Annotated in this window: 19 protein-coding genes and 2 pseudogenes; 11 read left to right on the top strand and 10 right to left on the bottom strand. The window is 65.1% G+C overall.

Going from position 1 to position 17,972, the window contains the following annotated elements; translation table 11 throughout:
• Nucleotides 1–3 precede the first annotated feature (3 nt).
• Entirely contained in the window at nt 4–297 is a 294-nt protein-coding gene (locus tag MKCMC460_RS30460; RefSeq protein WP_238306134.1) for a PE/PPE C-terminal domain-containing protein, read from the top strand.
• Nucleotides 298–330: 33 nt separating this feature from the next.
• On the opposite strand, the gene MKCMC460_RS30455 is transcribed toward MKCMC460_RS30460, so the two are convergent.
• Nucleotides 331–582: a hypothetical protein gene (locus MKCMC460_RS30455; protein ID WP_238306132.1), complete on the bottom strand. Its 252-nt coding sequence runs from the start codon at nt 580–582 to the stop codon at nt 331–333.
• 915 nt (nt 583–1,497) lie between these two features.
• On the opposite strand from MKCMC460_RS30455, the gene MKCMC460_RS30450 reads away from it, so the two are divergent.
• From MKCMC460_RS30450 to MKCMC460_RS30445, 3 genes are all read left to right on the top strand, one after another.
• Entirely contained in the window at nt 1,498–1,932 is a 435-nt protein-coding gene (locus tag MKCMC460_RS30450; protein WP_238306131.1) for a DUF4189 domain-containing protein, read from the top strand.
• Between the two features lie 139 nt (nt 1,933–2,071).
• Nucleotides 2,072–2,392 carry a helix-turn-helix domain-containing protein gene (locus tag MKCMC460_RS31990; RefSeq protein ID WP_370653216.1) on the top strand — a complete coding sequence of 107 codons (321 nt, stop codon included), beginning with the start codon at nt 2,072–2,074 and terminating at the stop codon, nt 2,390–2,392.
• A 425-nt stretch (nt 2,393–2,817) separates the two neighbouring features.
• Nucleotides 2,818–4,389 carry a ParB/RepB/Spo0J family partition protein gene (locus tag MKCMC460_RS30445; RefSeq protein ID WP_238306130.1) on the top strand — a complete coding sequence of 524 codons (1,572 nt, stop codon included), beginning with the start codon at nt 2,818–2,820 and terminating at the stop codon, nt 4,387–4,389.
• 38 nt (nt 4,390–4,427) lie between these two features.
• Here the strand turns inward: MKCMC460_RS30445 and MKCMC460_RS30440 are convergent, their stop codons facing one another.
• Complete coding sequence (locus tag MKCMC460_RS30440; protein WP_055576810.1) at nt 4,428–4,835, bottom strand: hypothetical protein; 408 nt, start codon at nt 4,833–4,835, stop codon at nt 4,428–4,430.
• Nucleotides 4,832–5,155 carry a hypothetical protein gene (locus MKCMC460_RS30435; RefSeq protein WP_238306129.1) on the bottom strand — a complete coding sequence of 108 codons (324 nt, stop codon included), beginning with the start codon at nt 5,153–5,155 and terminating at the stop codon, nt 4,832–4,834. Before MKCMC460_RS30435 ends, MKCMC460_RS30440 begins: the two co-directional genes overlap by 4 nt.
• 117 nt (nt 5,156–5,272) lie before the next feature.
• Here MKCMC460_RS30435 and MKCMC460_RS30430 point away from each other — a divergent pair.
• From MKCMC460_RS30430 to MKCMC460_RS30405, 7 genes and pseudogenes are all read left to right on the top strand, one after another.
• Nucleotides 5,273–6,312 (top strand): annotated as a pseudogene (locus MKCMC460_RS30430) (IS3 family transposase); the annotation flags it as partial.
• 102 nt (nt 6,313–6,414) lie between these two features.
• Nucleotides 6,415–7,074 (top strand): site-specific integrase, encoded by a 660-nt coding sequence (locus MKCMC460_RS30425; RefSeq protein WP_238306128.1) that lies wholly within the window; start codon nt 6,415–6,417, stop codon nt 7,072–7,074.
• A gap of 27 nt (nt 7,075–7,101) precedes the next feature.
• A complete protein-coding gene (locus tag MKCMC460_RS30420) occupies nt 7,102–7,518 on the top strand; it encodes a tyrosine-type recombinase/integrase (RefSeq protein WP_238306266.1) in 417 nt (138 codons plus the stop codon).
• Nucleotides 7,466–8,629 (top strand): hypothetical protein, encoded by a 1,164-nt coding sequence (locus tag MKCMC460_RS31985; RefSeq protein WP_370653215.1) that lies wholly within the window; start codon nt 7,466–7,468, stop codon nt 8,627–8,629. The genes MKCMC460_RS30420 and MKCMC460_RS31985 overlap by 53 nt, the downstream gene beginning before the upstream one ends.
• On the top strand, nt 8,572–9,390 hold the full coding sequence (locus tag MKCMC460_RS31980; RefSeq protein WP_238304612.1) for a tyrosine-type recombinase/integrase: 819 nt from the start codon (nt 8,572–8,574) through the stop codon (nt 9,388–9,390). The genes MKCMC460_RS31985 and MKCMC460_RS31980 overlap by 58 nt, the downstream gene beginning before the upstream one ends.
• Complete coding sequence (locus MKCMC460_RS30410; protein ID WP_238304610.1) at nt 9,387–9,695, top strand: hypothetical protein; 309 nt, start codon at nt 9,387–9,389, stop codon at nt 9,693–9,695. Before MKCMC460_RS31980 ends, MKCMC460_RS30410 begins: the two co-directional genes overlap by 4 nt.
• An 8-nt stretch (nt 9,696–9,703) precedes the next feature.
• Nucleotides 9,704–9,925: pseudogene (locus tag MKCMC460_RS30405) on the top strand (integrase core domain-containing protein); the annotation flags it as partial.
• A 39-nt stretch (nt 9,926–9,964) separates the two neighbouring features.
• Here MKCMC460_RS30405 and MKCMC460_RS30400 read toward each other — a convergent pair.
• From MKCMC460_RS30400 to MKCMC460_RS30375, 7 genes are all read right to left on the bottom strand, one after another.
• Complete coding sequence (locus tag MKCMC460_RS30400) at nt 9,965–11,677, bottom strand: hypothetical protein (RefSeq protein ID WP_238306127.1); 1,713 nt, start codon at nt 11,675–11,677, stop codon at nt 9,965–9,967.
• Nucleotides 11,674–13,302 (bottom strand): hypothetical protein, encoded by a 1,629-nt coding sequence (locus tag MKCMC460_RS30395; RefSeq protein WP_238306126.1) that lies wholly within the window; start codon nt 13,300–13,302, stop codon nt 11,674–11,676. Before MKCMC460_RS30395 ends, MKCMC460_RS30400 begins: the two co-directional genes overlap by 4 nt.
• A 202-nt stretch (nt 13,303–13,504) precedes the next feature.
• A complete protein-coding gene (locus tag MKCMC460_RS30390) occupies nt 13,505–14,989 on the bottom strand; it encodes a site-specific integrase (RefSeq protein ID WP_232007736.1) in 1,485 nt (494 codons plus the stop codon).
• A gap of 276 nt (nt 14,990–15,265) precedes the next feature.
• Nucleotides 15,266–15,586, bottom strand: coding sequence for a phytanoyl-CoA dioxygenase family protein (locus MKCMC460_RS31975; protein ID WP_232007743.1), 321 nt, complete (start codon nt 15,584–15,586; stop codon nt 15,266–15,268).
• The gene (locus MKCMC460_RS30385) at nt 15,528–15,992 is read right to left on the bottom strand and encodes a MerR family transcriptional regulator (RefSeq protein ID WP_063892812.1); all 465 of its coding nucleotides are present in this window, start codon (nt 15,990–15,992) and stop codon (nt 15,528–15,530) included. The genes MKCMC460_RS31975 and MKCMC460_RS30385 overlap by 59 nt, the downstream gene beginning before the upstream one ends.
• The gene (locus MKCMC460_RS30380; protein WP_055576806.1) at nt 15,989–17,383 is read right to left on the bottom strand and encodes an NAD(P)/FAD-dependent oxidoreductase; all 1,395 of its coding nucleotides are present in this window, start codon (nt 17,381–17,383) and stop codon (nt 15,989–15,991) included. Before MKCMC460_RS30380 ends, MKCMC460_RS30385 begins: the two co-directional genes overlap by 4 nt.
• Before the next feature lie 31 nt (nt 17,384–17,414).
• Nucleotides 17,415–17,930 (bottom strand): hypothetical protein, encoded by a 516-nt coding sequence (locus tag MKCMC460_RS30375; RefSeq protein ID WP_055576805.1) that lies wholly within the window; start codon nt 17,928–17,930, stop codon nt 17,415–17,417.
• Between the last annotated feature and the right edge of the window lie 42 nt (nt 17,931–17,972).

Genomic DNA, 17,972 nt, shown 5'->3' with positions numbered 1-17,972 from the left:
GCGGTGTCTGCGGGTACGGGCCGGCCGGCGCTGATCGGAGCGTTGTCGGTGCCGCAGTCCTGGGCCGCGGCGGCCCCCGCGCTCAGCCCTGCTGCCCCCGCGCTCAGCCCTGCTGCCACCGCGCTGCCCGGCACCGGCCTGGGCGCCGCCTCGCCAGTCCAGGCAGGCGGGCCGGCAAGCGTGTTGGGCGGGATGCCCTTGGCCCCTATGAGCGGGCGTGCGGGAGGCGGCCTGGTTCCTGATGGCCGGTTCTTGGAGCGCCCCGCCATGGTGCCGCGCTGGTCGGGCCCCGGGTGAACCGAAAAGGAAGGACTATCAGTCTATTTCAGCTCACCCGGCCATCAGAGCAACCAGGAACCAGTGATGTCTGGGTAACAACCGGGGAGTGGCAAGGAGGAAGGGCGGCGTGATGGGTGTCGTGGCGTGTTCGCTGTTGTACAGCTTCGCGGTAGCGATGCTCTCACCTTGGGCGTTGCTGAGCCTGACCCGGGCGGGCGCCTTGCCGCGGTTTGGGGCGTTTGCGTGGTTGGTGGCGATGGTCAGCGTTGTCGCGTGGTGGCTGATCGCCGCAGGCCTCTCCATTGCGACCCAAATGCGGCATTGGGACCAGCCGGGCTGTTGCTCACCGCCACAACGCTTCTCATTGCTGGGGGGCCGCTGATACCCGCCGCTCTGACTGCAGCCGACGCAATGCTGTCCGATGCGCGAGGATTGGGTCGCGGCAACGCAGCGAGTGAGGGGTTGTCTAGGCGAACGTTAAGGGATGCAACCGATATCGCATCGAACAATCTCTGACGGATACGCCGTGCGCGCACGAATGCTCGCCGCCACTTTTGGGGCGCGACGGCGGCCCCGCGTGCGCGGATGTTGCGGGTCAGGATCGGACACGACAGCGAAATTCCCCAGTTCCCCAGGCTGCTCGAGCGGGGCGGGGCCCACAAAAATGGACCCTCGCGCTGCAGCGCTGAGAACGTCCGGGTGTGTCACCAAGCCAGCGGCTGCGCCCCAATACTTGGGACCTTCGACCCTACCCCCAAGGGGTATATGGTGTCATGCTACTGAGCGTGGCGCAAATACCAGAGTCCGTGGAACCGCCCACCGCAACACAGCAGTCGGAACGCTCGGGTCTTACTGGCCGGCCCACTCGGCTGGATCAAGTGTGGACCATAGTGAGTATCACCGCTGGCGTCGTCTTCGTCGTGGCGCTGATCCGTTTCTCGGGGTTATTTTTGGGCCGGGCCACACACGGCCCCTACGGCGGGCAGCAAGCCTTTGACAGCGGGGGTGGGAGCGCCTGCCCAATGATGGGCTCCGACGGAGGCATGGGACCCGGGATGATGGGCCCGGGAGGTTCGATGCCGCCCCAGCAAGCTACTACGCCAACCCGCAACCAACCCCGCACCCTAGTACGCCAAAACCATTGTGGTGAGGCTTATTTAGCTTCAGCTCAACGCGTTCAGGCCACCACAACACCGCCTTCAAAAAGGAGTCAAGAAAATGATTAATACACGCCGTCATCGAATCGCGTTCACAGTCGCCACCCTGGGGGCTACCGCCGGGCTGATGGTCTTCGCGGTTCCGCTGGTTCCGCAGGTAGGCGCCAATCTCGACAACGCTGTCCTATCGGAGATGGGCATGAGGCCGGAAATGCCCGTCCCGCATGTGATGCGCTACGGGGCAATCGCCTACGCCCCGAGTGGGGCGTCGGGTACATCGCAAGGTCACCCAGTCAAGGCACAGGCAGAACAAGTCGCGTTGCAGAAGTGCGGCGACCCCGGATGCCGAGTGATCATTAGCTTCAACCTTTGTGGCGCGGTCGCGTCCGACGGCTCGAATTACCAAGGTGGAAGGGGCTTCTCTCGTGCAGCGGCAGAAACTGACGCCTTAAACAGGTTGGGTGGAGGGAAGATCGTCAACTCGGTGTGCAACTAAGCTGGGTGAGGCTTTCATCATCTGGGCCCTAGCGTGATAGTCGTGGACCGACGACCGAACGGCGGCGTTCGCGCCTGGTCAGCCCACGCCGACGTGGGGTCTCCGATTTAAAGGATTGATTCTTATCCTGTTGGCCGGCATGGCCGATGAGGCCGTTGCGAACTATTTCTGCGCTCCGTCGATCCGCCTACTGGCGGCCCAGTCTGGTGCTGGCAGAAGTACCGTCCTACGCGCGGTCAACGAACTGGAAACACGCGGCCTCATAAGCCGTGAGCCGCAATTCGACGGTGAGGACGGATCGCGGCTGTCGATCCGCTACCACATCAATTACCCGGCCGCGCGGTGCCATTCAACTCCGGGCACCGCTGTAGAGCCGCTCACTGCGTCATATCCAGGTGTGGCCCACAGTGGAGGGGGCGCCCTTTCTGCTGCTTCTGGCGGGCGCCCGATGCGGCGTTAACGCAGGGAATAGCCGGCCTACCGTCTCGCGCCGTTCGACGGTTGGGTCGGCGCCGTGTCAACGTCCAAACTGCCGTTCGCACTGCCCTTCTCGCTGAAGCGCCCCCAGCGGCGCTAACAAGCTGAAACGCCTGCGGTGCTGCTGAAATGGTGCTGGCTTGGCCCTCGGCGAGAGGTCCGAGCACACATTTTGCCTTCTGGCTTTCGATTATGGCCGGCGGCCCACTGCGCGCAAGGCCACGGCCTCCGCTTCGCTACGGGCACAGGGCCCGCAACGTGTCCGGCCACGCTCGCGAGCTCGCGCCGAACACTTTGCGTCCGGACCTTGCACTCCGCTGGGCCCTGTGCCGGCCCGAATCATCAGTGCCAGAAGGCAAAAAGAACAGGCGGCCCGCAGGGACGCCTTCCTCTCTGAAAGGTACTGACATGACCGACACCTTTGTCCCCGACATCGAGCACCCCGGCCTGGGCACCATCGAGCACGTCGATCCCCACGCGTTGATCCTCGACGACAACGTCCGTGACGACGCTGCCCTCGATGCTCAGTTCCTGGCCAGCATCAAAGAGCACGGCGTGCTGATCCCTATCGCCGCGATCCGTCGCGGCGATGGCCAACTGTTGGTGCGCGCCGGACAGCGCCGTACCCTCGCCGCCCGCGAGGCCGGTTTGTCCACCGTGCCGGTCTATGTGCGCAGCGCCGCCGACACCAACGACAAGGCGCAATTGGTCGAACGGGTTGCCGAGCAGATCGTGGAGAACGACCAGCGGCGCCAACTCACCGATGCTCAGCGGGCGCGTGGAATCCAGCAGATGATCGACGCCGGGGTATCGATCACCCGAATCGCCAAGAAGCTTTCGGCGCCCAAAGACACCGTGAAGGCGGCGGCAGCAGTGGTGAAATCCGACACCGCGATGCAAGGTCTCGCCGATGGTCAGCTGAGTCTCGAAGAGGCTGCGGCCCTTACCGAGTTCGAGGGCATGCCCGGCGCGATCAGCCGCCTCACGCAGGCTGCGGGTAGTCGGCGGTTCGAGCACATGGTTGCACAACTGCGTCAGGAAAAGGCCGCCGCCGAGGCCGAGGCCAACGCGGCGCAAGCCTACATCGAGCGTGGGTTCACCTGGCTAGAGCAGCGTCCGGAGTCGTTCGACCCGGCCTGCATACCGCTGTACCGGTTGCAAACCGCCGATGGTGCCGAAGCCGACGAGCAGGTCGTGACCGATCCCAGCCACTGGGCCGTGCTGCTGTTCGAAACCACCGCTCTGGTTGATGCGGAAACCGGTGCCACTGTCGAGGAGGATGACGTGGACTGGGACACCCAGGATCAGCCCGACGCCACACCTGGCGAGGGACTGCGCCACGCATCGACCGTCACCGAAGCCACAGTGTTTGAGCCGCAGTACTTCTGCGTGGACTACCGGGCAGCAGGACTCAAGCCTGAGCCGGGGTTCGCCCGCAACGCGGGACTGGTGGACACCGGCGCTGACGACACCGTCGAACTCGACGGGGACGCACGTGAGGCCGAACGGCACAAGGCCGAGGCCGAGCGCGCCGAGGCCGACAGACGGGAGCGGCGAAAGGTGTTAGCGCTCAACAAGCTCGGTGCAGCAGCGATGACCGTGCGTCGGGACTTCGTGACAAAGTTGCTGGCCCGCAAGACCGCACCCAAGGGCGCGGCCATCTTCGTCGCCGACTGCCTGGCCCGCGACGGCTACCTGTTGACCAACCACAACGCTGCCGACACCATCGCCGACCTTCTCGGCCTCGACGGTGCGCAATCGGTCACCAAAGTCGGTGCCACCCTGTCGGCCGGCGGCGATGCTCGCGCCCAAGTCATCACCTTGGCCCTGGTCCTGGGAGCGCTGGAAGCCCGCTTATGTGGCGTATCTGGATCTGTTCATTGTTCGGACGTGTTACCCCTTCGGATCAGTCAGCGTCAGGGATGCCGGTATCGGGGGATGCCCGCCAGGAGATGGTTCGGCAGTGCTAGGGCGATTTAGGTTCGGTCTGTGGGCCGGGGCGTCTGTCCTGTTGGCCGTTAACTGTCTCGGTGTGAGCTCAGATCGGTAATGCCGGCCAGTCGCTCGAGTTGGTTTCTGTAGGCTGCGTTGTGGATGGTGAGCATCCGGATGTGCTCTTCGTAGATCTCGAGATGCTTTCGTAGGTCGGTGTTTTCGGTGCGGAGGCGCCGGATGGTCTCGTCGCGGCCATCGTCACTGTGGCGAGGATGTCGTCGTTTTGGGCCATCGGTTTGTCGTTGTGCGGCGCTGTCGAGCATCGCGTTGGTGATGGCGGCGTAGTGCCGATAGAACGTGGTGCGGTTGACGTTGAATGTCTTCGCCAATGCGGAGACGCTGGGGTAGGCGCCGCCTTCGCGGTGTTCGGTGAGCAATGCGTCAGCCGCGGAGCGCACATCATCGTCGCCAGGAAGTGGGTGCCCGGTCACACAATGTCCTTCGGTGCAGTGGCAGCCTCAAGTAGCGCAGCAAGATCGCGGCGCTGCTGGGTGAGGCGGTGAGCAACGAAGGGGGCCAAGAGTTCCGCAGTGGCGAGGTGGGCGTCGAGTTGATGCAGCTGGTCGGTGAGCGCTTGGAGGTTGTCGGCGGTGAGTGCGACGTTGCGGCACTGCAGGGGTTGGCAGTTGGCGAGGTCCGGCAGGCTCGGATCGCCTGCGGGCGCGAGTTGGCGTCGACAGAGCGCCTTGTCCGGGTTGTAGACGCAGGTGACGAAGTGACCGAGGTAGATGTTGGGGTCTTCGCTGCGCATGATCCTTCGGAGTCGTCGTGGGTCGGTGACCACACTGCCTGTGTAGGCGCTGCCGCGTTGGAGGTTTGAATCGCCCCGGGATGTCCGGAGACTCCACTTCTTGGGAAGGTTGGAGTTATGCCAGGTGGTTCGACGAAGAGGTATCCGCCGGAGTTGCGCGAGCGGGCGGTGCGGATGGTCGCCGAGATCAGCGATCAGCACGATTCGGAGTGGGCGGCGATTGGTGAGGTCGCCCGGTTGCTGGGCATCGGTACGGTCGAATCCGTCCGCAGATGGGTCCGCCAATCTCAAATCGATGCAGGTCAGCGGGCGGGAACCACGACCGAAGAATCCGCCGAACTCAAGCGGCTGCGCCGGGAGAATGCGGAGTTACGCAGGGCCAATGCAATTTTGAAGACTGCATCGGCTTTCTTCGCGGCCGAACTCGACCGGCCAACGCACTAGTGGCCCAATTTATCGCCGATCATCAGGGCCACCGTGAGGGCCCAGATGGTTTGCGCTGGGGTGTCGAGTCGATCTGCACACAGCTCACCGGGCTCGGTGTGCCGATCGCCCCCTCTACCTTCTACGAACAGATGCGGTGCCAGCCCAGCCGCCGCCAGGTCCGCGACGCCGAACTCAAAGAGCACATCACCCGGGTACACGCTGACAACTATCACGTTTATGGTGCCCGCAAAGTGTGGCTGGCACTGCACCGCGAAGGCATTGACGTGGCCCGATGCACGGTGGAGCGGTTGATGGCCGACCTCGGCTTGACCGGTGCGGTGCGCGGCACGGCCAAGCGCACCACGATCGCCGATTCCACGACGGTGCGGGCGGCCGATCTCGTGCAGCGTCGCTTCGGACCGCCGGCTCCCAATCGGCTCTGGGTGGCTGACCTCACCTACGTGTCGACCTGGTCAGGATTCGCCTACGTCGCGTTTGTCACCGATGCCTACGCGCGACGCATTCTGGGTTGGCGGGTTGCTGCCACCATGGCCACCACCATGGTGCTCGACGCCATCGAACACGCCATATGGACCCGACAACAGGAAGGAGTCCTGAATCTCAAAGATGTTGTCCACCATACAGATAGAGGTTCTCAATATACCTCGATCCGATTCACCGAACGCCTCGCCGACGCCGGCATCCAACCCTCGGTCGGCGCGGTCGGCAGCTGCCTCTTAACCGGCTAATCGTAGAGAATCGGCTGGTGGGAGATGCGACACGCGGTGTGTTGATGCTTGCGTCGCTGCGACATGACGGATACATCTGTCGCTATGAAACCCGCGGCTTCCGACCTGAGGCTCGAAGGCTCGGTCGGCTGGCGACTGGCCGGTCCTGCCGCGGGTCGGTACGGACTGGTGAACGAGTACCTGGGGTATCTCGCGGATCGGAACTACTCGCCGAAAACGGTGCGCGCGTACGGGTTCGACCTGTTGGCGTTCTGCCGCTGGTTGGAAAGCGAGGATGCCGCGCTCGGTGAGGTGAACACGGATATGTTGCTGCGGTTCTTGGCGGCGTGCCGGGAGGCGCGGCTGCCTGGGCGGCCGGGCCCGAATGTTGTCACCATGGCGGGTCGGCCGGCGGATGCGTATGCGGCCACAACGATCAACCGCCGGTTGGCGGCGATCTCGGGCATGTTCGCGTTTCGGGCGATGCGGGACCCCGACCAGCCCAATCCGGTCCCCAAAGGCCGGGAGGCGCGGCGGGTGGTGCCCGGAGAGAAGACCGGATTGCTGGGTCATACGGTGCGCAAGCCGCGGCCCCGGTCCACGCTGCGGCTGCGGGAGCCCGAAACGGCTGCCGCGGCCGCTGACCAGCGCGCAGGCAGGCGAACTACTGGAAAGTCTTCGTACGTGGCGGGATCGGGCAATCGCCGGGTTGATGCTGTACTGCGGGCTGCGCTCGTGCGAGGTGCTCGCCCTGGATGTGACTGACGCCGACATCGGCGGGCGTTGGCTGCGGTGTGGGGCAAGGGCAGCAAGGAACGCCGGGTGCCGCTGGATGTTGACGTGGCCCGCGCGGTCCAGGTGTATCTGCTGACCGAACGCCCCGAATCCGACAGCCGCCGAATGTTCCTCGTCGCGAAAGGCCCGAGTCGCGGGCAGCCGCTGACCGCGGCCGGGCTGCGCACGATCTTCCGCTACCACCGACAGGTCACCGGGATCGTCGGCGGGCATCCGCACGCGCTGCGGCATTCGTTCGGCACCGCCTTGGCAGAGGCTGGCGTCGACCTCACGGTGATGCGGGATCTGTTGGGACACACACATATCGACACCACGGCCCGCTACATCCATTTGGCACCGACCCGGGTGAAGGAGGAATTCGATGCTGCCCGCGCACGTATCCGCGACCGCGACCGACCCGCAGGAAGTGTATGACGCCTACCAGGCGCATCTAGCCCGCACCGGTCGCGGCAACACTGCATACGACAGCGCCGCGCGCTCGTTTCTGCAGCGCTGGCCCGATCCGCGGGCGTGGGCGGATGAGCCGCTGGCGGTGCGGTGCTCGGCTAACGGTTCCACTCGTCCGATGATTACCTTCTTGATGCTGTATGGGTTCGTCCGGCCGGGCTACGACTATCTGCTCGAACGCAAGATCTCGAGCCTGTGGCGTGAGATCGACGTTTCCCCGATCGGCGCCGATTTGACTCGATTCACTTCTACGGCAACCCAATTGGGGTTTACCGAACGAGTGCGGTCGGCGACCGGCTCGCAGGCGCCGGCGCGGCTGCTGATCCAGACCGGCAAACGCCTCGACCAGCTCACGGCCGCGGATCTGGACGAGTTCGCCGCGGCATGCCGGGACCGCCAGGCCCGTACCGGCGCCGGTTGGGGACACTACAAGGCTGCGCTGAGCAACACCCACCTGGTGCTGTTCCACCTCGCCATCCTGCCCACACCGCCACGCACCGGCGGACCGGTGCCCTTCGCCGACCGGTTCGCCGGGATCACCGAACCGATCGCGACGGCGATGATCGCCTACCTCAACGCCAAGAAAGCGACCTGCACCCGCAAGACCGTCTCCAGCCTGTCGACCCGGCTGATGCACTTCGGCCGGTTCCTCACCGCCACCGACCCCGGCCTGACTCGGCTGTCGCAGCTGGACCGGCGTCGCCACATCGAACCGTATCTGAGCGCGCTCGTCGACACCGTGAACACCAAGACCGACGGTGTGATCACCGCCGCCGAACGTTCCCGCCGGGTGCTGGCGTTGGGAAACTTCCTGTCCGACATCGCCGAATGGGGCTGGGCCGACACCCCGACCCGGCGGCTGGTGTTCCGTGGTGACATCCCGCGGCTGCCGCAGCCGTTGCCGCGGCATCTGCCCGTCGACGCCGACCGCCGACTCACCCAGGCGCTGAGGGCAAGCGACTACGAACTTGCAGCATCCGCGCTGCTGCTGCAGCGGTCCTGCGGGCTGCGGATCGGGAATTGCTCGACCTCGAACTGGACTGCGTGCACGAAATACCCGGACACGGAACCTGGTTGAAGGTGCCGGTGGGCAAACTCGACACCGAACGGATGATCCCGCTCGACGAGGAGACCGTCGAGCTGATCGACCGGATCGCCGAGATCCGTTCCAGCGGCAGGCCGCTGGACCATCCCCGCACCGGCCGACCCGCCCAATTCCTGTTCACCCGACACGGACACCGCCTGTCCCAGAACGCGATCCGAGAAGAACTCGACCGCGCCGCCACCGCTGCCGGACTCGACCACATCACCCCACACCAACTGCGACACACCTACGCCACCGCACTGGTCAACGCCGGAGTGTCCCTGCAATCGCTGATGGCGCTGCTCGGACACGTCTCCGCGCAGATGAGCCTGCGCTACGGCCGCCTGTTCGACACCACCGTCCGCGCCGAATACGAGCGTGCCCTCACCCTCGCCAAAGACCACCTCACCGCCCTGCCCGCCACATCGACCACCTCAGCACGCCAAGCCCTGCCGCTGGCCGACATCACCGGCGGCGGAACATGGACCGACGCACCAGCAATCAAGTCCCGCCTCGCCGGCGGCTTCTGCCTACGCGCCCCCGCTCAAGGCGCCTGCACCTACGCCAACATCTGCGAACACTGTCCCAACTTCCGCACCGACACCAGCTACCTGCCCGTCCTCGCCGCCCAACGCACCGACACCGAAACCCTCGCCAAAGACGCCGAACAACGCGGCTGGATCAGCGAAGCAGATCGCCACCGCAAACTCATCGAACGACTCGACGCCGCGATCGCCCAGGCCCAAACCGGATGAACGACCTACCATCTCGCGTCGAGCAAGCCTGCATCGATCTCGCCAACAACCACCAGCCCGTCACCTTCACCGCCGTTGCAGATGCCGCGCACATCTCCCGCGCCACCCTCTACCGCAACCCCACCCTCCACGCCCTCGTCGAACACCACCAGCGATCCAGCACACCGACCAGCCCTCTCGACCGCCTCGACGAAGACGTCGCAACCCTCCGCATCGCCATCAAAGAACTCGCCGACCAAATCCGCCGCCATGACCAACAAATCCGACGTCTTAACCGGTTAACCACCAAACCGTCCACCGATTAGCCGGATAATCCTATGACAACGCCCTAGCCGAGACCATCAACGGCCTGTACAAGACCGAACTGATCAAACCCGGTAAGCCCTGGCGCACCGTCGATGACGTCGAATTGGCCACCGCACGCTGGGTCGACTGGTTCAACTGCGACCGGATCTACGAATACTGCGGCGACGTCCCACCCGCTCAGCTTGAGGCCGCTTACTACGCTCAACACCAGAGGCCAGCCGCCGGCTGAATCCTCAAAACAGAAAGTCTCCGGACTCACCGGGGCGATTCAGTTGGTGAGCCGTTCTTCGGCTTCGGGGGCCGCAGGTCCCCGTAAGTCATGGTGCTCATTGTTCTCGATCATGGCCAAGAGGCGCTCGCCGCGTTGCAGTGATTGTTCGGCCTCGACCTCGCCGCGGAACCCGGATTCGGTTGTTCCCGCATAGCCCTCGAACATTTGGATGCTGTGGTGGCGGTATTGGATCGTGCCGGCGATGGCGCCGCCGGGGCGGCGAGCGATGAACCATGCCAGGGTGCGGCGGAACTGGCCACTGGTGAGCCGCCAGCGTTGGCGCCGGATGAGCGGGATGTCGTCGGCCCGGTTGTGTGCGGCGCAGTAGGCGTTGATCCAGTCGACGAATTCGTTCAAATTCTTATTGGTGCACTTGATGGTCACCGAGCGGGAGCGATCGGTTCCGCAAGAACCCATCGTTGCGGACAGTGCTGTGAATAGGTACTTCGCGTCGTCGGGTTGGAGTTGTTCGAGAACGCCGACTGCTCGCTCAACAGATTCCGACACTACCCATGAGGCGGTGACTCCTTTCGGGGTCTCGCCCTTGAACGCGCGACTGGTGATGGTGCGTCGGTAGACGTTCCCTTGGGCGTCTCGTTGGCGGCTCACACAGTCTCGCTGGAGATGTTTGACTTCGCTGTCGCGCATCCCTGACAGGTATGCGATCACCACGTAGCAGGCGGTCAGCAACATTCGGCTCAGCTCGGGCATTCGGTGATAGTCGAATCCGGTCAGCCAGGGCGCGCTGTCGATGCATGCCCGTACTGGTGTGAACAGATAGCAGCCGTCTGCGAAGCCTACCTCTGCCGCGGCGGCCGCGACCATCGCACGTCCGGTCGCTCGGCTGATGAACGTGGATTCCGTGTGTAGTTGTCGGGCAAGGAAGTTCGCATTGACTTCGCCGTCAGCAGTCGTTGGCAGCGGGCGGCGCTGGCTGCGGTAGTCATCTAGCAGGTGCTGCAGCTTGGCCAGTCGTGCTGGGAGTGGCCCGCCGGCGAAGGGTTTGCGTTGATCCATTGCATGCCTGGCGGTGTAGAGCGACCACCATTCCTCACGTGCGGCGAGGATGTCGACGCTGAAGTCGTTGACCCACCGCAACCCCCAGACCAGCAGCGGGCTGATCACTTCCTCGGGAATCCGATCGGTGGCGTTCTCGATACGCCGGGGTGGATGGCTGCTGTGGTTGTGCCATGCCTGCAAACGTTGCGGGTCGACGGTGAGCCGGTCGGTGTGTAGGGCGTCGCGGAACACCCAAAACAGCCGGGCGGCCCGCCGGTGCATACCGCGCTGTGTTGGACTCAAATCCGTGAGCAGGACCCATTGTTGATAGTCGACGAGGTCCTCGCGGGTGATCGCGGCTAGTGTGCAGCGGCCCCGACCGTGTGACCAGTCCAAGAACTTCTTCACGTGGCTAAAGGCAATACGAATAGAGACCTGCTTGAGGCGGGCCTCCCCGGGTGGCAGCTCGCCAACCAGCAAGGCGTAGAACAGTTCTTTGGTGACCGCGCGGAACGGCTCGGGCAGCGTGGGGAAGTTCAAGATGCTGCGAGCCAGCTGGTCCTGGTGGTTGATCGGGTGCAGGTCCCAGATGTCATCGCCGAACCGCGACGTGGTGGCAAGTTCGATTCCCTCGCGGAGTTCGTGTCCACCCAGGACGAAGGCGTCCGGGTCGATGAACACCGGGGTGTGAGCCACCTGGGGCGTCGTCATCGTGGCTCCTGCGGGCCATCCAGCAACGCCAACAGCTCGGGCAGACCCTCAGCGGGCTGTGCTCGATCCCATTCCGCTGGAGTGAATTTCGGGCGGATGTGTTCGGTGATCGCTATCCACGCCATGCCGTAACGGCGCCACCACAGATCCAGTGCGATCTTGCCGCGCTCATCGATCAACCAGTCCAGCAACGCTTTCAGTTTCGGGATGTGGTTGTGGGTGACGAGGGCATTCGAGCAGCCGAAGCACATCAGGAATGACACACCGCAGCGACCTCCGCCATCGAGAGGGCTGTGATCGATATCAGCGCAGGCGGTCACGGCGGTATCGAGATTTCCGGCCAACAGGTCTGTGGCGGTGGTAGCGGTCACATCCAATTGGAGGGCTGCGTTGTTCGGCGTTGTCACCTGACCGGCCAGCACCCGGGCGTGGCAAGCCTGGGCTGCGGTCTCGGCGTCTGACAGCGCCGCGGTGATCACCCCGCCCGCCCAGTCATGCACCGACGGATCGCCGCGCAGATAGTTGGTGAACAGCACCGGCATGGTGTTGGAGCGAATCGACGAGGGCAGATGGCCGCCGGCGGCGCGGGTATTGCGAATGTCCACTGTCTTTTTCAAGCGCAGCGAAGTGATCTGCAGCGGTTGACCGTTGTCATCAAGGAGGGGGTGGCGCTGCTTCCAGCGCTGCATATGCCAGTCCTTCAGATGCAATCCCACGTCGAACGGGCCGTGGTGACCGTCGGGCGGATCCCACACCGACCACAGCGACGACGTGCCGCTGAACGACCGACCCAGCCGCATCATCTGCTCGAGCAGCAGGTAATAGCCGCCGGGGCGGCGTAGCTGCTGGCTGGGAGTGCCGATCTCCCAGTGCACCGTCTCGAACATGCGTGCAGGACCGCGCCGGCGTTTGATCACCTCCACCCGGACAGCCTTGTCCTCCAACACATCGTGCTCGATCGTGAGATCTTTGAGGGTTTCCAGGTTGCGCCCCGAGATTCCGACGGCCAATGTCAGTAGCGGGCCCAAATCGAAGCCGGTGACAAACAGCTGGCGTGCCAGCGTCATCATCGGGTGGTTGTCCCACGCCCTGGAATCGTGGGCGATAACTGGAATCTCACCGGTAGCCGCAATCTCGGCCAGCACCTTCGCGAGTCGACGCTCCTCGGCGCTCAACGTGTCAGGCTCACGCTCATAGCGGGTGACTAGGCGTTGGCCGCGCTGAAGCCGCGATCGGATCGCGGCGACCTCCGACCGGGCCGCCGCCATGATCGCGTTGAATTCCCGGTCGGAATACCCGCCGATGGCGGGATTCTGGCCCACAGAACGACGGCGATGCAGCCACGCATCGACCTCCTCGGCGATCATGCCCGCCGGCATCTCGCCGACGACACGGCCCACAGCTCTAACCTCATGCACCAGTCCGCGTTGTTTCACCTGCGCATGGCGTTGCCGCCAGTAGCACTCGAGATGGTCGACGGTCAGCTCCCCGGGCGTCGCCGGCGGATCCACCAGCGACGCCAACGCGACCAGGAAGCGGTGCCAGCACCAGAACACTCCGGCTGCACTCTCGGGTGTCCGTAGCGTTCCACTGGCACCGGTGCAGCGGGCGAAGGCGTCGGCCAACGGCTTATGCCAGCCCGGCAGTGGGAACGTCTTCAATTTGAACGTGCGGCGACGCCCGTTCTCCCCACCACCGCCACTTCCAATCCGCTGCCCGTGGGCTGCACCCGCTCGGGTGGTTCGTAGACGCCCTCAGGGCGATCGGCGGGGCGGCCCCTGCGTGTGAGGGGTCCTTGGCGCGGCGCCTCGCTCGGCTCTGGGCTCGTCACGCCGAATCCGCGGTGTCAACGATCTTCTCGTCGGCGATCTCGCCGCTCAATTCGCCGGCCGGCAGCTGCAATTCGGCCCACTCGTCAGGAACCAGCGCTAGCCGAGTTTCCATGGCGAGTTCGTTGAGGGTGTGCAGATATTTGAACGTTGTTTCCACCGATCGATGCCCCAAGCGCCGGCGCACCCAGTCCAGCGGATCACCGAAAATCTGCTCATAAGTCGTGCGCTGCGCCGGGTTCATGGCGCCCAGCTCGCGGATGTGCTCACGTTGTAGCTGCTCCAACGTCACCACCGCGTAGGTGTGGCGCAACAAATGCGGGTGAGCCCGCAGGTCCACCGCGTGGCGTCGGCAGCGGTCGTTGGCATCACCAAACATTGACTGCCAGGTTCCCGGCATGACTGGCAGCCCGTTGCGGTTCAACCACAGCGTCGCCGGTTCCAAACCCTCGGCGCCACAGATGAATAGGCGCCGACGCTGGCGTGGATTGAGAGTCTCCACCGGGCGGCGGCGACCACCGCTGGTGCGCGGCGCGATCACCGCGCATTGCGGGTCCTCAACAACCAGTTTGGCCGCAATCTGGTTGTAGCTGCCGCGGCTGCGGGCTTGTTCGATCAGCTCGGCGCGGTCGAAGCGGATGTAGTCCCACACCTCGCGTAACACCGTGGCCGGGATGTAGATCCGGCGGCCCGAACCATTCTTGGCGATCGCCGCCGGCAATCGGGTCGGCGAGTAGGCGCGATGGGTGTCCATGTCGGGCACGTCGAACATGGTCAGGCTGGCCTGCTCGGTCAGCCGCAATCCGGTGCGAACCATCAGATCGCAGAAGGTGGCGTTGCGGGCAGCGTTTCGGCCACCGAACGACTGATCGAGCAGACCGGTGGGCAGATACCCGCGAACACCAACATCGCGCCAGCGGCGATAGGACGCCGGTGGCAACCACGCCAAGTCTTCACGATGGCCGTCCTTGGGTGCTTCGGCAGGCGTCAGTCCCGCCTCCTCGCGACGGCGCCATCGGCGATCGCGCGCTGCCCGCTGCAAGATCGGGTTGTGCTCAACGAATCCCGATTCGGTTGCCCACCGGTAGAACGAGTTCACGGTGGCGACTTCGCGGCCCCACGTGGCACCCCTCACCCCAGGCCCGCGCTCATCGATGCGCCGCCACCGGTGATAGGCTGCGCGATCTTCGGGGGTCGCGTCGCGCCACGATCGCTTTCCGAGCGGTTGGCGATGGTGCCACAGAAACGTCAGGAAATTCGCTAGGTCGTAGGCGATCGCTGCCTGAGTGTTTTCCGGCGCCGGGTGCAACAGGAAGTAGGTGTTCAGGTCGATGTCGTAGTGGCCGTCAGGCGATATCAAGAATGGCACGCCGTCCTCAATGCCCTTGCTGTCCAACCACTCTGCGACTACGTCTGTGTTCAGGCTCTGCAGCGTTGGCCGCGCCGTGCGCGGCATCACCAATTGTCGATGCGTGAAATGCACTCGCCAACCTAAGATCGGCATTGCCTGGAAAGCTACCGCGGCGTCTATCGCATGCGCGCGACCGACACACGGCAGACACTCGCATGTGCCAATCCGTCGATGTCTGGGCGCCCGCTGCTTCAGCAGGAGTCGCCGCGATCAAGGTGTCAGTCGATGACCCAGCCACTCAAGTAGGCCTGCCCAGCTGATGACTGTGACCGAACCGGTCCTGCGTGTAGTCGTGCGGGAGCTGGTGTGCACCATGTCAATTCGGTATACCGACGGCTCGGCTGATGCTTAACCATCACATGGCGCTGAGCTGATCAATGGGTAACGTTCATCGGGCAGTGGTTGACCCGGGGAATATGGGAGCCCGTCGTGGCCGGGAAGCGGCTGGTAGGTGGCTTGGGCGTCGGTGTAGGTGATCAGCATTGATACCCGGTTCTGGGCGGTGTGGTTGGCACCGGCGCAGTGTGCGGTGCGGCGGTGGTGCAAGGTGACGTCACCGGCGCGCAGCGGAACGGTGACCCGCGCTGCCCACCGAAGTTCGGGCCAGTGGTCAAACAGGTAGGAGTGGTGCTCCTGGCGCACCAGGTCGGCGAGGTCGATACCGGTGATGTCGATGCGTTCCGGGCCGCCTCGCCGGTGTGAGCCCGATAGGAACGTGAGGCAGTTCGTAGGCGTCGATGCGGTCCAGCGTGGCTTGCAACGCCGCGATCCGCTCATTCGTGCGCTGCCGCGACGCCGCCAGCAGTGCGGCAAGTCGTATCCCCGGCGGTTGGGGGTGCGGGCGGGTCAGGTCACCGATCTCACGCAGCGTCAGTCCCATACCGCGCAGCGTGCTGATCAACTGCAGGCAGCGCAGCGCCTCGCGGGTATAGGTGCGATACCCGCCGGGACTGCGCCCGATGGTGTTCACCAAGCCCTGATCGGTGTACTCCCGCACCGCCTTGATCGGGATGCCGGTGCGGCGCGACAGCTCACCGACCGTGAACACGTCAGCGTGAAAACTGTGGTGGTTCATGAATTCTCCTGCGGCTTGCGTGGACCGAGGTCGAGTCGTTCGGCGGCATGCAGCAAGGCCTCACTGTAGGTGGGGAATTGGGCGATGCCGTCGAGCAAGACGTCGATGGGAACCTGGGCGCGGATGGCCAACGCGGCCTGATGAATCCATTCCCCGGCCATCGGAGCCACCGCCCACGCACCAACCAGGACGCGGCGACTACGGTCGGCGAGCAGCCCGAGGGTGCCGGCGGGCTGGGTTTCATAGGTCCACGGCCGCGCCAACGCATCAGGCAGGTTCAGTTCGGTACTGACGACGTCCAGGCCTGCGCTTTGGGCCTCCTCACCGGTCATTCCGACGGCGGCGATCTCGGGTTGGGCGAACACCACCCGCGGAATGCCGGTGTAGTGCGCCCGCCGCGAGGTGCCCGCGATGTTGTCGGCGACCACCCGGGCTTGATACATCGCGACGTGGGTGAACAACGCGACACCAGTGACATCGCCCAGCGCCCACAACCCATCACCGGTCACCCGGCAGTGCTCATCGACGGCCAGCTCGCCGCGATCGCCGATGGTGACGCCGACGCTGTCGAGGCCCAGGCCGGCGGTGGCGGGTTCGCGTCCGGCGCCCAGCACGATCACATCGGTGCGCACCGATGTGCCGTCGTCGAACTCGACCACGGCGTCGGCGCCGTCGCGGCGCGCCCGGGTGGCTTGGCGGCCCAGCCGCACGTCGATGCCGTCGTCGCGTAACCGGGCAGCGACCAGCTCACCGACTCGCGGGTCTTCGCGGTCCAGCAGCCGCGGGCCGCGCTGCACGAGGGTGACGTGGCTGCCCATGCGGGCCAGGAACTGCCCCAACTCGACCCCGACCGCGCTGCCGCCGATCATCACCGCCCGTTGCGGGATCTCGCGCAGGGTGGTGGCCTCGCGGTTGGTCCACACCACAGTCGCGTCCAGGTCGTCGAGGCCGTCGATGGGTGGGCGCACCGGCTGCGAACCGGTGGCGATCACCACATGCGCCGCGGTGATCTCGGTGTCGGCGACGCTGATGCGCCAGGGGTCACGACCGGTCAACCGGGCGGTGCCTTTGAGGACCGTCACCCCTTGCCGCTGATAGCCGGTGACCTGATTGGTGTCGTCGAGGTGGCGGATCATGTAGTCGCGATAGTCCCGCAGCGCCGGCCAATCCAGCGCCGGCCGCGATAACCCGGCGGCGGCCGCGGCTTCGGCGCGGGCCTCGGTGGGCCGCAGCAGCGTCTTGGATGGGATGCACGCCCAATAGGCGCATTCCCCGCCGATCAGCTCCCGCTCGATCAGTGCCACGCGCAAGCCGGCGGAAATCAGCCGCCCGACGGCGACTTCGCCGCCCGGGCCGGCGCCGATCACGACGGCGTCGAAGTGCTCTGCCATACGGATTGTCTCCTTCGGGTGGGTGCGGTGGTCAGGGGCGGCGGCGCCGCAGCGCCCACCAGCCCTCGATGACGGCGGCGGTGACCGCGCCATAGGCGAGATGCGCCAGGAATCCGCGCACGTGGGTGCTGACCGGATAGGCGCGGTCTGCGGCGCTGAACCCCAGCAGCGGGGTCAGCATCTCATCGACGATCAGTGACATCGACGCGCCGGTGAGCAGACCGGCCACCGCAGGGTTCAGGCCGACCGCGCGGCGCAGGACCGCATACACCGGCGCCCAACTGATGCCCAGCCCGTAGTGCACGACCATCCCGGCGCGCTCTCGCACCGGGTCGGGTAGGTGGATGCCGAGCAGGTCGAGCGTCTTGTCGGCGGCGACCTGAAACGGCGGGCCGGGCCGGGCGGCGTCTTCACGCTGGCGATCCCGCTGGGATTCGCGCTGGTAAAGCTTGCTGCTCACCGGCTCCATCACTTTGGTGCCCACATAGCCGCCGACAGCCCCGACGAGCAGATCTTCGGCGAATTCGCCTCTGCTGGACCAGATCATCACGACACCACCCGCCAAAGTGTGATTGCTGTGGCGGGCACC

The organism is Mycobacterium sp. 20KCMC460, assembly GCF_022179425.1.
GTDB lineage: Bacteria > Actinomycetota > Actinomycetes > Mycobacteriales > Mycobacteriaceae > Mycobacterium > Mycobacterium kiyosense.
This window is presented reverse-complemented; position numbering and strand designations above follow the sequence as displayed.

Excerpts from the sequence above, each read along its gene's own strand:
- MKCMC460_RS30380 (WP_055576806.1), bottom strand. The coding sequence starts at position 17,383 with ATGGCAGAGCACTTCGACGCCGTCGTGATCGGCGCCGGCCCGGGCGGC.
- MKCMC460_RS31985 (WP_370653215.1), top strand. The coding sequence starts at position 7,466 with ATGCTGCCCGCGCACGTATCCGCGACCGCGACCGACCCGCAGGAAGTG.
- MKCMC460_RS30385 (WP_063892812.1), bottom strand. The coding sequence starts at position 15,992 with ATGAACCACCACAGTTTTCACGCTGACGTGTTCACGGTCGGTGAGCTG.
- MKCMC460_RS30375 (WP_055576805.1), bottom strand. The coding sequence starts at position 17,930 with ATGATCTGGTCCAGCAGAGGCGAATTCGCCGAAGATCTGCTCGTCGGG.
- MKCMC460_RS31990 (WP_370653216.1), top strand. The coding sequence starts at position 2,072 with ATGGCCGATGAGGCCGTTGCGAACTATTTCTGCGCTCCGTCGATCCGC.
- MKCMC460_RS30400 (WP_238306127.1), bottom strand. The coding sequence starts at position 11,677 with ATGACGACGCCCCAGGTGGCTCACACCCCGGTGTTCATCGACCCGGAC.
- MKCMC460_RS30410 (WP_238304610.1), top strand. The coding sequence starts at position 9,387 with ATGAACGACCTACCATCTCGCGTCGAGCAAGCCTGCATCGATCTCGCC.
- MKCMC460_RS30455 (WP_238306132.1), bottom strand. The coding sequence starts at position 582 with ATGGAGAGGCCTGCGGCGATCAGCCACCACGCGACAACGCTGACCATC.
- MKCMC460_RS30435 (WP_238306129.1), bottom strand. The coding sequence starts at position 5,155 with ATGCGCAGCGAAGACCCCAACATCTACCTCGGTCACTTCGTCACCTGC.
- MKCMC460_RS30450 (WP_238306131.1), top strand. The coding sequence starts at position 1,498 with ATGATTAATACACGCCGTCATCGAATCGCGTTCACAGTCGCCACCCTG.
- MKCMC460_RS30425 (WP_238306128.1), top strand. The coding sequence starts at position 6,415 with ATGAAACCCGCGGCTTCCGACCTGAGGCTCGAAGGCTCGGTCGGCTGG.
- MKCMC460_RS30445 (WP_238306130.1), top strand. The coding sequence starts at position 2,818 with ATGACCGACACCTTTGTCCCCGACATCGAGCACCCCGGCCTGGGCACC.